Origin of the sequence: Nostoc sp. DedVER02, assembly GCF_034530675.2 — a bacterium.
Classification (GTDB): Bacteria; Cyanobacteriota; Cyanobacteriia; order Cyanobacteriales; family Nostocaceae; genus Nostoc.
This window is the reverse complement of record NZ_JAVRCP020000052.1, coordinates 1-13,614: the sequence shown is the minus strand read 5'-3', so window position 1 is coordinate 13,614 and position 13,614 is coordinate 1. Positions and strand designations below refer to the sequence as shown.

The following is a 13,614-nucleotide window of genomic DNA, read 5'->3' as shown; positions in this document are numbered from 1 at the left end:
TTTAGCCGGACTAAAGACGTTTGTATTTGTGACCGAAAGCCCCAAGAACATCGCCTAAAATCCTGATTATTTCGCCAATTTTCAAAAATTTTCGATCTACTGTCCGAATCTATACCCCTCTATATATAAGAACAAAAGTCTTAATCTTATATATAGTTAAGTCAGATGGAAATTAATTGGAATGACTTTAGTTTATGTCCTCTGCATTAAATTGTTCAGCTAGATGCCGGACTAAAAGTTCAACAGATGGATAATCGTAAATTAAAGTCGGATCTAAATCTGTTGCTAACCAATCTTCTAAATCGCCTGTCAAACCTATTGCAGTAGCTGAATCAAGACCGTAGCGATCGAAGGGAATGGTAACATCAATCTCGTTGACTTCGAGCCGGAGTAGTTCGGCTAGATAGGAGACTAACCAGTTTTGAATTTCTGCTGCTGTCCGACGCTCTTGGAGTGTAGTGCTTTTTCTGTTGGCATTGTAATTCTCAGTGATTTGAGAACTCTGAATTGTCATTTTTTAGACCTCTATATTTAACGTAAGTTGCTAAAACGTGTCTGCAAGCAGCAAAAATTAGGATTTTGAGCAGCTTAGTGATTACTACGGATTTGTTTGTTGAGATTACGCAAAGGGTCAGTTTTTTATTACAAAACTTTACAATTTTTTTCGTGAGCATAGATACTCTAATCTGAGTTCGACGAAAAAAAGATATCCAGTGCAGGCAGAAACTGGGTTGTATGGGTGTCGATTCTAACTTTTCCCCTTAAGTCTTGAAAAGCTTCTGACTCGAATGGCACTAAGTTAAGCTGAAGTAGATTTTCTTTTCATCCATTAGGTAACAGCTTAATAACATCTATCTTTGGGATGCTCTTTCTTTAGATTAAGTATTAACTTCCTAGAGATAGAGCCACTTGTGCGATCGCAGAGGTTATTCTGATGATTACCAACAACTGAGTAGCAAATAAAACTCGCTATATTATCAGCAACATACATCTTTCAACTCATTAAAACCTCTTGTTCTTACAAAACTTTAGTTTCTCAATATAGTATTAAGGAGTGAAATCAACAGCTATGTCTATTCCCAATGAACACGAAAGCAAAAACAGTGAAGTCAAGCAAGAATATTACACTGATACTAATGGTAACACTCATACCCATTTAACACGAACCACTGAAACAGTCAACAAAAGCACAGCTAATCCGAATTCTTACCAAAACGGTTACGTAGAAGGTCGGAATAATGAGCGTAGATACCAGCAAGCCAATTTAGCCGAGCGTGATAATGAAAATGCTAGTAATGGTTTGCTGTTAGGTATTATCGTTACTTCTTTACTAGGTTTGATTATAGGTGGAGTATGGTATTTCAACCAGAGTAATAAAGCAACAGTTGACAATATTGTGCCGGTCTTGGTTCCTAATAGCAGTCCAACCCCTAGTGCATCTGCTCAACCACAAACGACGATAATCGAAAGAACTAAGGAAGTGCCTGTACCTGTAGCTGTACCTGTTCCACAACAGCAAGTTATACCGCCTGCACCTCGCCAACCAAATATTAATATTACTGTTCCACCCCAGCAGCCTGCGGCAGAAAAGGCTCCTTCTGCAACCCAGCCAACCCCTAAAGTGACACAAAGCCCAGCAAGTAATACTTCTACTTTGCCAAGCCAAGGCAGTAATTCTACTAGCACTGCTACACCGAGTACGGAAAATGATACCTCTAAAACTACTCAACCTCAAGGAGTAGACCAGTCAAAGGGTACATCTAATAATGGTTCTTCTACCACAGGTGATAGTACTACAGGTGGTTCTGGTCAATAACAGTTTGTGAATGAGGACTCAATACCTTTCGGTTAAAGGGGAAAGGGGAAGGGGAAAAGGGAAAATAAAAACTTTTAACCTTTACCCCTTAACCTTTTCCCCAAGCCCAATTTCAAGTTAAAAATGCTTAACCGAACAGTATTGAATGAGGACTGAGGAATGGGAACTGGGAACTGGGGACTAGGAATAGTTTTCAACTCTTAGAGAGACGCGAGGGACAAAACTTGATTGGGGTCTGAATCCCTATCCAAGTTTCCCCAATCCCCAATACCTCGTTCAAAGAATCTCCCGCTTTGCCAGATATTGGTACATTTGCCAACGTGCATCTACCTCAGCTTGGGCTTGTTCTAATAAGTGCTTGGCAACGTCGGGTTTACTCTTAGTAAGCATTTTGAAGCGATTTTCTTGATACATTGAATGTTCTACTGATTGTGTTGGCGATCGCATATCCAATTGCAATGGATTTTTACCCTGGTTAAGCAACTCTGGATTATGCCGATACAGCAACCAACGACCTGATTCTACCAAAGTTTTCTGATGATTCATCCCGGTAGTCATGTTTATGCCGTGGGCGATGCAATGGCTGTAAGCAATAATTATTGATGGCCCATCATAAGCCTCTGCTTCCAAAAATGCTTTGAGGGTATGTTCATCTCTAGCACCAAGGGCTACACTCGCTACGTAGACATTTCCGTAGGTCATAGCAATCATCCCTAAATCTTTCTTTGGTGCAGGCTTACCACTGGCGGCATATTTAGCAACTGCGGCTCGTGGCGTAGCTTTGGAAGATTGACCGCCTGTATTAGAATACACTTCTGTATCCATTATTAGGATGTTCACATTTCGACCACTAGCAATTACATGATCGATACCGCCAAAGTCAATATCATAAGCCCAACCGTCACCGCCAACAATCCAGACGCTTTTTCTCACCAAGTAGTCTGCAAGGGATTTTAGATTTTGGATTTGGGCATGGGAGTGGTAATTGCTTTTTTCTAACAGTTCATCTAGCTTTTGTTTCAACAGCGCTACTCGTTCTCGTTGTTCCCAAATATCAGCCTCAGTGTTTTGTTTGGCATTGAGAATAGACTGTACCAACTCATGAGGTATTCCCAATTCCCCATTCCCCAATTTTTGCAACAATTCCGCCGCAAATTCAGCTTGTTTGTCGAGAGAGAGGCGGAAGCCAAAACCGAATTCGGCGTTATCTTCAAATAGATTATTAGACCACGCGGGGCCGCGTCCTTCGGCGTTGGTTGTCCAGGGTGTGGTGGGGAGATTTCCGCCATAAATTGAGGAGCAACCTGTAGCATTGGCGATGACGGCGCGATCGCCAAACAGTTGTGTTAATAGTTTTAAATAAGGTGTTTCACCACAACCTGCACAAGCACCAGAGAATTCAAATAGGGGTTCTTGCAGTTGTTGTTGGCGAATCTGGTTTAATTTTAGCGATCGCCTGTCAGGATTAGGTAAACTCAAAAAGAAATCCCAGTTTTTCCGTTCTTGTTCCTGCAATGGCAACTGCTGTGCCATGTTAATCGCTTTCCGCAATGGCTCAGATTTATCTTTAGCAGGGCAAATATTTACACAAATAGTACATCCGGTGCAATCTTCTGGAGCTACCTGAATGGTAAATTTTTGATTGGCAAAGTCTTTATCTTTTGCACTAGTTGATTTAAAGCTTTCTGGGGCATTGACTAACTCATCAGCTTGATAAGCTTTGGCACGGATGGCGCTGTGGGGACAAACCATGACGCACTTACCACATTGAACGCAGACATCCGGCTCCCACACAGGTATCTCTTCGGCAACGTTACGCTTTTCCCACTTGGCAGTACCTACAGGAAATGTGCCATCAACGGGTAGTGTGCTAACAGCTAAATCATCACCTTCCCATATCATGATTTTGCCCAGAACTTCTTGCACAAATTTGGGAGCGGAGACAGGAGAGACGCGATGAATCGCGTCTGTGGAGATTGTTTGGGGAATATCTACTTTATGCAAGTTGTCTAAGGTGTTGTCCACAGCTTGTAGGTTCATGCGGACAACTTCAACGCCTTTTTTACCATAGGTCTTATCAATCGCTTGTTTGATTTTAGCGATCGCTTCTTCTTGCGGCAAGACACCCGCTAAAGCAAAGAAGCATACTTGCATAATGGTGTTAATTCTGCCACCCATACCACTTTCACGGGCAACCTGGCTGGCATTAATTACGTATAACTTCAAATGCTTGTCGATAATTTGTTGCTGCACCTTCAACGGCAGATTTTCCCAGACGGTATCTGCATTGTATGGACTGTTAAGCAGCAAAGTCGCCCCAGGAATAGCAGCTTTCAAAATATCTATGCGTTCTAGAAATCCCCAGTGATGACAACCAATAAAGTTGGCTTGGTCAATTAAGTAGGTGGAGCGAATTGGCTCTTTCCCGAAGCGGAGGTGAGAGACAGTCATCGAGCCAGATTTCTTAGAATCGTAGACAAAGTAGCCTTGGGCGTAATTGTCGGTTTCTTCACCAATAATTTTGATAGAGTTTTTATTAGCCCCAACAGTACCATCCGCACCCAATCCATAGAACATTGCTCTGACAACATTATCCGATTCTGTAGAGAAATTAGGATCAAAGCTGAGAGAAGTATAAGTAACGTCGTCATTAATCCCAATGGTAAAGTGATTCTTCGGTTTAGCTTCGGCAAGATTGTCAAAAATGCCCTTCACCATCGCCGGAGTAAATTCTTTAGAAGAAAGACCGTAACGACCACCAATAACTTTAGGCAGAGGGCAAGGGAGGATTTTCTCCCCCCTGCTCCCTGCTCCCTGCTCCCCTGCCTCTTCTCCCCACGCTTCATGAATAGCAGCCACAACATCCAAATACAAAGGCTCTCCGGCGCTACCTGCTTCTTTGGTGCGATCGAGAACTGCGATCGCCTTTACACTAGTTGGTAATACTGCAACAAACCTTTGGACATCAAAAGGGCGGTAAAGTCGCACTTTCACTACACCAAGTTTTTCACCACGGGCGTTAAGATAATCTACTGTTTCATGGACGGTTTCACAGCCTGAACCCATGAGAACAATAACGCGATCGGCATCGTTAGCACCGTAATATTCATAAATTTTATAATGCCTTCCCGTGCGTTCTCCAAATTCATCCATGATGCGCTGGACAATATCTGGACAAGCGTTGTAGTAAGGGTTCGCGCCTTCACGTCCTTGAAAGTAGACATCGGGATTTTGGGCAGTACCGCGCAAGACTGGACGATCTGGAGTGAGGGCGCGGCTGCGGTGGGCGAGTATGAGATGATCGGGGATGAGCGATCGCAAATCTTCCTCTGAAAGTAGTTTGACTTTCTGCACTTCATGAGAAGTCCGGAAGCCGTCAAAGAAGTGCATAAAGGAGACTCGCGTTTCTAGGGTAGCAGCATGGGCAATGAGAGCAAAATCTTGACTTTCCTGCACCGAAGCGGAACACAGCAGGGCAAAACCAGTTGCACGAGCCGCCATCACATCGCTATGGTCGCCAAAAATTGATAAAGCATGGGTAGCCAAGGAACGGGCTGCAACGTGAACCACGGCGCTAGTCAACTCGCCAGCAATTTTGTAGAAGTTGGGAATCATTAACAATAATCCCTGAGATGCTGTGAAGGTGGTACTCAGGGAACCTGTTTGCAATGCCCCATGCACAGCACCAGCCGCTCCCCCTTCGCTTTGCATCTGCACGACGCTGGGAATAGTACCCCAGAGGTTGGGACGACCTTCTGCTGACCAAGCATCTGCCCATTCACCCATTGCTGAAGAGGGGGTGATGGGATAAATGGCAATTACTTCATTTAATTTGTAAGCAACACGGGCGACAGCCTCATTCCCGTCGATGGTTGCAAAGGTTTTGTTCATAATCTGAATTTTTGTCCCCGCCTCTAAACTGCATTATCAGAACATGTGAATATAAGAATCAGAAATAGCCAGTATTAGAAAGTAAGTGTATTATCTGCATTAAAAATTTCACGGTAGGATTTACTCCGTGTTTAAGGGATAGTTTGTTAATACCTTTAGGCGTTTAAATTAACTTTCAATCAATACTGCATCTATTAATATCTCATCCGCAATATTGCATCTATTAATATGTATTAATAATGTACTCAATGACCAAAGTCTTTGTTTTAAAAGACTTTTAGATAATTTATTCTTTTTTGTGGGGTACAGGGACGGGAATATTACATTGCTAATCGCCGATTTCCATACCATTGACTCAAATCATCCTCAATCGCCTCAATAATTGCGATCGCCTCAGTTATTGATTCTGTATCGGCAGCTAAAAGTGCAAACGCTTGCTCAACCCTTTGTTGATACTCCTGCGGGCAAATAGCGAACCTATTAGCAATGGCGATTGCCCCTTTTTCATTCAACAGGTAATCTTCATTGAGCGCGAATAAAACTTGATTTATACACGCCACACTGCGGAAACAACAACCTGCTGCGTAAACAACATCATTGCGTGCGATCGCCTTTTTTGCGACCAATAGCGAGAAACTTATTTCCCAGGCGAAAGTATCAATAGTTGCCTGTTTCAGCCCAACTGGATAAGGCTTTGTTTTGAGCTTCAAAGCTTCTAAAACACCATTAGGGTCGTAAAGTACCTGACAAAAAGCAATTTCTCCCATATAAATCGAAGATACAAAACCATGAGGATGTCCTGGTTGATAATCAATAGTAATTTGTCCAGCATGGCAATCATCAATGACATGATTTACCTTCACCAAATCGCGGTAGAGAAAATCTACACCTACACCTTGAACCTTTAGCCAACCGCCACCGTTAATCCACTTTCCCCATCCCCCGATCGCAGTAATCAAATTTACACGATGGTTATCATCAAGCTCACAAGCGAGGCGATTTAAAGCAATTAAATCGGGCGGGTTTTCTGGATTGTAATAAATTCCCAAATCCACGTCTGACTTTAGGGTATGGTTGCCTCGCGCCCGTGAACCACCTAATGAGACGGCTGTAATTCCCTCAATTGACTGCAAACTTGAAACAATATGGTTGATGAATTGAGGTGATTCTTTATTCATAGATTTTTGCAAATTACGAATTAGTATTACTTGCTTGTTGTGATAGAATCTGCGCCATCGGTCTTCAACTGACCATCTTCCATATAAATGATGCGATCGGCAATATCGAGGATGCGGTTGTCATGAGTAACTAGCAAAATCGTACATCCTTGTTCTTTCGCTAGCTTCTGCATTATTTCTACGACATCGCGCCCAGATTTTTTGTCAAGTGCAGCCGTAGGTTCATCTGCTAAGACAATTTTAGGATGGCTGACTAAAGCACGAGCGATCGCAACCCGTTGCTTTTGTCCTCCAGATAGTTTCTCTGGGTAATAATCTATACGATCGCCTAAACCGACAGTTTCCAAAATAGCGATCGCTTTTGCATTGATATCCTGATTCAAAAAATCATCATGCAACTCTAAAGACATCCGCACATTTTCTCTAGCTGTCAAAAAAGTCATCAGGTTATGAGCTTGGAAAATATAACCAATTTGGCGGCGCAGTTTAGTTAACTGCTGCTTTTTGGCATCACGAATTTCCTCTCCTAAGATTTTTAGACTACCTTCTTGGGCAGAACGTAATCCACCCATTAAGGTTAACAAGGTAGTTTTCCCAGATCCAGAGGGGCCAGTCATAATGACAATTTCCCCTGCCTTAATCTCCAAATTAATATCAAATAATACTTGTTTACGAAGCCCACCTTCACCAAAATAGTGGTTGAGGTTACTAACAGAAATTACAGATTCTAAAGTAGAAAGTGTTGAGTTGGAATTTTCTGGTAAAGATTTTTGCAACATAAAATTTTATCGGTTATTGGGTATAAAAAAATAATTACGTCTCTTGTAGAGACGCGATTCATCGCGTCTTCTTCCCTACAGACACGATTCATTGCGTCTAAAAAACATCAGCAGGGTCAGCAGATCGTAATTTCCGTATTGCGATCGCACCAGAAACACTACACATAATCACAGTTAAAATCCAAACCTTGATCGCCCGATCCATTTTCATGAAAATCGGAAGCATTGTCGCTGTGTATGTGACTTGATACAACCCAAAAGAAAGGATGAATCCAGGCAAAAAACCTAAGATAGCCAATAACAATGCTTCTTGAATTAAAACTCCCAAGAGATAGTTATCGGTGTACCCCATTGCTTTGAGGGTGGCGTATTCTGGCAAGTGGTCAGAAACATCAGAGTAAAGAATTTGGTAGACAATCACGATCCCAACGATAAACCCGACTGCTGTACCCAAACCGAAAATAAAACCAATGCCAGTACCGGCTTCCCAGTAAGTTCTCTCCACTTTGGCAAACTCTTCTGGAGTCAAGACTCTGACATCTTTAGGTAGTCCATTGACAAGTTGCGATCGCACTTTTTCAGCATCGGCATCTGGTTTAAGTGTGATTAACCCAACTTCGATGCGATCGGGTTTACGTTCTGGAAATAGTTGGAGAAAAGTAGAGTCACTGACGATCACATTCCCATCGGCAGCAAAGGAAGCACCATCAGTAAACAAGCCCTTTACAAAGACGGCTTTACTATTCAGTTCCGTGTCAAATTTGCCCGTATTCTTAAAGATATCGGCAACCGCACCGTATTCTGGACGACCTGCCTGGTCAAAGAGAACTTGATACAACTGTTTAAGATACTCCTGATTTTGCTTAATTTCGGGTGATTTGAATGCTGATTTTGCCGGATCTACACCCCAAACCAAAATGGCACGCTCAAGACGTGTTTCGGGATTTCGCCACTGTCCAGTGCTAATGTAGACAGAATTAACTGACTGAACACCTTCATAACCTAATGTTTGATATAGTCGTTCTCTAGAAAAGTTTTTTACCGAAAATAAAGTTTGAAATTGGGGATTAATTAAAACTAAATCTGCTTGTAAATTGCGATGAGGTTTCACAGCAGCATCAAAAAGCGCACTTTCAAATCCCAACTGGATAAACATCAGTATATCGGCAAAGGCAATACCTGCAACTGCAACAGCCAAACGGGTTTTTTCTTTCATTAACTGCCGCCATGCTAGCGGCGTTTTACGAAATAGTTTCATAATTTGGGGATTGGGAGACAAGGAGAATGACAAATGACCAATGACAAATGACAAATGACAAATTTATATTTCAATTGCTGTCTGTACCTGTAAATTAGTAAAACCTGCAACTCGTTTGCTGTCTTCAGGACTGAGGCGAATTTTCACCTCAACTACTCGGCTATCAAGGTTTTCCCCTGGCTGGTTGCTGAAAACGTTTTGTCTATTTACCTGCAAGCCAATTTGGGCAACGGTTCCTCGCAGTTCACCGACAAAAGCCTGACTGCTAATCACTGCCTGTTGTCCTAATTTCACTTTACCGATATCGGTTTGATAAACTTCTGCTACTGCCATCATCTGGTCTGTTTGCCCTAAGTCTGCAATGCCAGAAGTACTAATTTTTTCTCCGACTCGCGTATGAATTTTGATAATCTGTCCCGCCATCGGTGCTTTGATATAAGCACCTGCCAATTCGGTTTGAGCATGTTTGAGTGTGGCGATCGCATTTTCAACTTCTGTCTTAGCTGCGGCTACATCTACAGGTCGAACTTCTGCAATACTGGTAAGCGTGGCTTTGGCTTCGCTTACTTGTTTGCTACCAGTGGCGTTAGTACGGGCGAGTGCTGCTTTCGCTTCAGATAATTGTTTGCTAGCAGTGGTATTAATTCGGTTGAGAACTGCTTTGGCTTCGTCTACTTGTTGTTTAGCAGTTTCTACAGTCAAGCCTTTACTGTCATACAAAGAATTAGAAACTGCTCCTTGAGAATATAGCTGCTGATAACGTTGATATTCGGCTTCGGCATTTTTGAGTTCTGCCTCTAACTTCTTAATGGTTGCCTCTTGCGCGATTCTGTCCCCTTCCCACTGTGCCTCTATGCGAAATATCGCTTCCTGTTGTGCTGTTTTGTCTCCTTGAGACTGCGCTTGGAGGCGTTCTACGCTGGCTTGCTGGGCGTTAATTTCTCCTACTTTTGCTCCAGCTTGCACTTGAGCGAGTTTAGCTTGGGCAACTCTAACTTGTTGTTGGGCTTGTAATACAGCAGTTTGCAAGCGATCGCGGGCATCTAAAATTGCTACCATCTGTCCGGCTTGAACGCGATCGCCTTCTTTGACTAAAATTTTGGCAATGCGATCGCCATCCAATGCCAAGGGTGCAAACAAGCTAATTACCTCAGCTTCGGGTTCGAGTCGTCCTAATGCAGCAACTTTTTGAATTTTGGGCGTGGTTTGTACTGGCTCAGATTTCTCTGTTTGACCAACTAACCCAAACTTAGAAATCCCATAAACAACTATTCCACCTGTAATCACGGTGGCTACAATTACTAATCCAATTAACCCTTTATTAGAAGCTTTTTTTGACAAAACCATCTCTTTTTCTCTCCTAAAAAATTTAGCTCTCAAAACCTGTTTTATTCCTAACTCCTAACTCTTGCGGCAAATATGCCGCGAGCATTTTGCCTAACAATGCACATTGTTCAATAAAATCAATTGTTTCATTGCCCCATAACTTCTCCAGAATTAAACCATTTACAAAGCTCAAGACAAAGGAAGCTAATACCGAATCTTGAATACCTAAAAAATCGCAGGCTGCCTGCTGATAACGCTGATTAGTCCGCTTAAAAACACTATTACTCAACATCTCTTTCGAGTCTTGATGTTGACAAAAATCAATCCAAATATAAGTCCATTTAATGAAGTAATCTTCGTTTTTCACTAGATGCCTACCTAGTGCTTCCATCCCCGCTTGTAGGGTTTGCGTTCCTTCTAATTCAGCCAATGCCGCACTTAAATCTTGCTCACATATTTCTTGAGCCAATTGCTCAAATAAAGCTTGTTTGCTAGGAAAATAGTGGTACAACGTACCAGTAGAAACCCCTAATCCTTCAGCAATTTGGCGCATAGTAATGGAACCATAGCCTTTTTGGGCAAATAAATCAAAGCACCTGTCGAGCAGTTCTTTACGGTATTTCTCATGGTCAACAATCTTAGGCATGACTCAATTTATTTATATCGAACGCTCGTTATATGTAACTTTAGCACTTTTGCTTTTTATGTGTCAAAGCATATTTGATTGATTTAAATCGAACATGGGTTATAGCTTAACCTAGTTTTGCACTAAATATACTCATCAATTCTGAGTGAGCGTTGATACAGCATTCCACAGAAAGTCTTACCCAAGAGGGATGTAATGACTGTGGTAATCACAACTAAACCTGGAAAGGGATTATACTTTTTCTGTAATATAATAATCCGTGTGTTTCTTAATTAAGTAAAATTTATGCCTTATCGGAGAAAATTTTTAACAAGAGCAGGATACACAACCCTTTCTGCCTTATTGACTATGGGCTTTTTACAAAAGGATAAGCAGAAGGAAGTCGAAAACACGGATTCTATTGCAGCAACTTATACAAATGTAAATACTCCGCTTCGGCAATTAGCTGCTGCTAAAGGAAAGCGTTATGGTGCAGCCGTTGATGGTGAATTCTTGTTCAAAGAGAAGGATTACGCTAACCTAATTGCTCGTGAATGTTCGATTGTGACACCGAATGGTGAATTAAAATGGAACGCCACTGAACCACAACCAGGACAATTTACCTTTGAATCAGCAGATGCGATCGCTAATTTCTGCCTAAAAAATAATATAGAATTACACGGACATACCCTTTTCTGGCACATGGGGAAACCAGACTGGCTTCCTTATCCTCCCACTCTTCAGATGATTGAACGGCATGTTACAGGAGTCATGGGGCATTATCGCAATAGCCCCGTTTTAAAGTCTTGGGATATTGCCAATGAAATTATTGCTGATAGTGAGAATGATACTGATAACGCTACCTACGGTTTGCGTAGAGGGGTAAAACCAGAATTGATTCGAGACTTGTTTTTAAAGGCCGCTTCAGTTGATAGCAGCAAGAAATTTTACATAAACGATTTTGGCATTGAAGGCGCTACATGGAAATCAAGCCGTTTCCTAAAAATGGTCGAATATCTCAAAAATAGTGGCGCTAAAATTGACTGTGCAGGTATCCAGTCGCATCTATGGTTTTCTACCGCTTATGGTTTTGATGCTACAGGATTTAGTTCCGTCTTAAAACGGCTTAACGATATGCGAGTCAAACCAGTAATTACAGAATTAGATATTATAATTGATACTCCACTGCCCGATAGTATCCAAAAGCTAGACCAGATGGTAGCCGACGGTTACAAGCGATTTCTTGATATCTGCTTTGCGGCTGACGTTGATACCGTAATTACATGGGGAATTACCGACCGTCATACCTGGATACGTCATCCCGACTGGATGCCAAGAAAAACCTATAGAGATAATCCAAGTCTGTGGAAATTTCTGCGTCCGCTTCCCTTTGATGAAAACCTGCAACCTAAAGTTGCCCGCAATGCTATAGCTCAGGCTTTTGGGCAAGCAACTTAAGAGACAGTAGTTACACTTAACCCTAACCTTTTCTGATGTATTAAAGAAGGTTAGGTTAGGGTGTAATAACGTGGGAATTATAACTAAAATTATCTGGTCATTTTACTCCTAAAGCGATCGCATGGTGGCGGATATGATCTTCAATAAAACTAGCGATAAAATAATAGCTGTGGTCATAGCCTTCTTGGTAACGCAAGTTTAGCGGCTGCTTAACATCTGCACAAGCTTGCTCAAACACCTCTGGCAGTAATTGTTCAGCTAAAAACTTATCAGCAGTCCCTTGATCGATGAGAATTGGACTGTGATATCCTACTTGCTTGACTAATTCAGTAGCATCATAAGCACGCCAACTTTCTTGATTACTGCCAAGATAACCACTGAAAGCCTTTTGACCCCAAGGACAACGCATAGGTGCTGTAATAGGTGCTAAAGCTGATACTGACTTGTACAATTCTGGGTTTCTCATTGCACAGACAAGCGCCCCGTGTCCCCCCATCGAATGACCGAAAATACCTTGTTTGTCAGGTTGCGTAGGGAAATTTGCGGTAATTAAAGCAGGTAATTCGTGGACAACATAGCTATACATTTGGTAGTTTCTACGCCACGGTTCCTCTGTAGCATCAACATAAAAGCCTGCACCTGTGCCAAAATCCCAGTCATCATCTTCACCTGCAATACCAGCATTACGCGGACTAGTATCTGGTACAACCAGCATCAAACCGTACTCAGCCGCATAGCGCTGCGCCCCCGCCTTCCCCATAAAATTTTCTTCAGTACAAGTTAACCCAGAGAGGAAATAGAGAATTGGCACAGGTTTTTGAGTCGCTTGTGGCGGTTGATAAACAGCAAAGCGCATTTCACCGTTACAACTTGAGGAGGGATGACTATAAAAGCCGAGTTTGCCACCAAAACTTTTGTATTCTGAAATGAGATTGAGGTTAGGCATTGATTATATTCTTGAACTACCTGGTAATTAGATATATACCGCAGTTACGTATGCAAAGCCCACTATTCCCATCGCATCTCAATTAACCTTACAACTATAGGAATCCGGTTTGATTTATGAAAAGATCCGTAGGATGTGTTAGCGACAGCGTAACGCATCAAACCTTTGATAATAGTGCGTTACGAACTTCGTTCTAACACACTCTACAATACCTAATGATCCGTAGTAACGCATCAAACCTTTGATAATAGTGCGTTACAAACTCCGTTCTAACACACTCTACTGGACTGACACAGCTAAAATAGTGCAATAGATATGCCAAGGTGAGGACTCGAAA

General features: G+C 42.1%; 10 protein-coding genes. 2 read left to right on the top strand and 8 right to left on the bottom strand.

All coding sequences use genetic code 11. The annotated features are described in order from the left end of the window. Positions 1-187: 187 nt before the first annotated feature. Positions 188-514 (bottom strand): acyl carrier protein, encoded by a 327-nt coding sequence (locus RMZ41_RS29150; RefSeq protein WP_322643454.1) that lies wholly within the window; start codon positions 512-514, stop codon positions 188-190. A 555-nt stretch (positions 515-1,069) separates the two neighbouring features. On the opposite strand from RMZ41_RS29150, the gene RMZ41_RS29145 reads away from it, so the two are divergent. After that, the gene (locus RMZ41_RS29145) at positions 1,070-1,816 is read left to right on the top strand and encodes a hypothetical protein (protein WP_322643455.1); all 747 of its coding nucleotides are present in this window, start codon (positions 1,070-1,072) and stop codon (positions 1,814-1,816) included. A 276-nt stretch (positions 1,817-2,092) separates the two neighbouring features. On the opposite strand, the gene nifJ is transcribed toward RMZ41_RS29145, so the two are convergent. The 6 genes from nifJ to RMZ41_RS29115 all read right to left on the bottom strand — a co-directional run bounded on the left by nifJ (position 2,093) and on the right by RMZ41_RS29115 (position 10,894). After that, complete coding sequence (nifJ, locus tag RMZ41_RS29140) at positions 2,093-5,707, bottom strand: pyruvate:ferredoxin (flavodoxin) oxidoreductase (protein WP_322643456.1); 3,615 nt, start codon at positions 5,705-5,707, stop codon at positions 2,093-2,095. A 320-nt stretch (positions 5,708-6,027) separates the two neighbouring features. Beyond that, complete coding sequence (locus tag RMZ41_RS29135; RefSeq protein WP_322643457.1) at positions 6,028-6,885, bottom strand: nucleotidyltransferase domain-containing protein; 858 nt, start codon at positions 6,883-6,885, stop codon at positions 6,028-6,030. 26 nt (positions 6,886-6,911) lie between these two features. Beyond that, entirely contained in the window at positions 6,912-7,664 is a 753-nt protein-coding gene (locus tag RMZ41_RS29130) for a DevA family ABC transporter ATP-binding protein (protein WP_322643458.1), read from the bottom strand. 97 nt (positions 7,665-7,761) lie between these two features. Continuing rightward, entirely contained in the window at positions 7,762-8,922 is a 1,161-nt protein-coding gene (gene devC / locus RMZ41_RS29125; RefSeq protein WP_322643459.1) for an ABC transporter permease DevC, read from the bottom strand. 63 nt (positions 8,923-8,985) lie between these two features. Beyond that, the gene (locus RMZ41_RS29120; protein WP_322643460.1) at positions 8,986-10,269 is read right to left on the bottom strand and encodes an ABC exporter membrane fusion protein; all 1,284 of its coding nucleotides are present in this window, start codon (positions 10,267-10,269) and stop codon (positions 8,986-8,988) included. A 22-nt stretch (positions 10,270-10,291) separates the two neighbouring features. Further along, positions 10,292-10,894: a TetR/AcrR family transcriptional regulator gene (locus tag RMZ41_RS29115; RefSeq protein WP_322643461.1), complete on the bottom strand. Its 603-nt coding sequence runs from the start codon at positions 10,892-10,894 to the stop codon at positions 10,292-10,294. Positions 10,895-11,179: 285 nt separating this feature from the next. Here RMZ41_RS29115 and RMZ41_RS29110 point away from each other — a divergent pair, with 285 nt between their 5' ends. Beyond that, positions 11,180-12,331, top strand: coding sequence for an endo-1,4-beta-xylanase (locus RMZ41_RS29110; protein ID WP_322643462.1), 1,152 nt, complete (start codon positions 11,180-11,182; stop codon positions 12,329-12,331). 97 nt (positions 12,332-12,428) lie between these two features. Here RMZ41_RS29110 and fghA read toward each other — a convergent pair whose 3' ends face one another. Beyond that, positions 12,429-13,277: an S-formylglutathione hydrolase gene (fghA, locus tag RMZ41_RS29105; RefSeq protein ID WP_322643463.1), complete on the bottom strand. Its 849-nt coding sequence runs from the start codon at positions 13,275-13,277 to the stop codon at positions 12,429-12,431. Between the last annotated feature and the right edge of the window lie 337 nt (positions 13,278-13,614).

Excerpts from the sequence above, each read along its gene's own strand:
- RMZ41_RS29145 (WP_322643455.1), top strand. The coding sequence starts at position 1,070 with ATGTCTATTCCCAATGAACACGAAAGCAAAAACAGTGAAGTCAAGCAA.
- RMZ41_RS29130 (WP_322643458.1), bottom strand. The coding sequence starts at position 7,664 with ATGTTGCAAAAATCTTTACCAGAAAATTCCAACTCAACACTTTCTACT.
- devC (WP_322643459.1), bottom strand. The coding sequence starts at position 8,922 with ATGAAACTATTTCGTAAAACGCCGCTAGCATGGCGGCAGTTAATGAAA.
- RMZ41_RS29115 (WP_322643461.1), bottom strand. The coding sequence starts at position 10,894 with ATGCCTAAGATTGTTGACCATGAGAAATACCGTAAAGAACTGCTCGAC.
- RMZ41_RS29135 (WP_322643457.1), bottom strand. The coding sequence starts at position 6,885 with ATGAATAAAGAATCACCTCAATTCATCAACCATATTGTTTCAAGTTTG.
- RMZ41_RS29110 (WP_322643462.1), top strand. The coding sequence starts at position 11,180 with ATGCCTTATCGGAGAAAATTTTTAACAAGAGCAGGATACACAACCCTT.
- RMZ41_RS29150 (WP_322643454.1), bottom strand. The coding sequence starts at position 514 with ATGACAATTCAGAGTTCTCAAATCACTGAGAATTACAATGCCAACAGA.
- nifJ (WP_322643456.1), bottom strand. The coding sequence starts at position 5,707 with ATGAACAAAACCTTTGCAACCATCGACGGGAATGAGGCTGTCGCCCGT.
- RMZ41_RS29120 (WP_322643460.1), bottom strand. The coding sequence starts at position 10,269 with ATGGTTTTGTCAAAAAAAGCTTCTAATAAAGGGTTAATTGGATTAGTA.
- fghA (WP_322643463.1), bottom strand. The coding sequence starts at position 13,277 with ATGCCTAACCTCAATCTCATTTCAGAATACAAAAGTTTTGGTGGCAAA.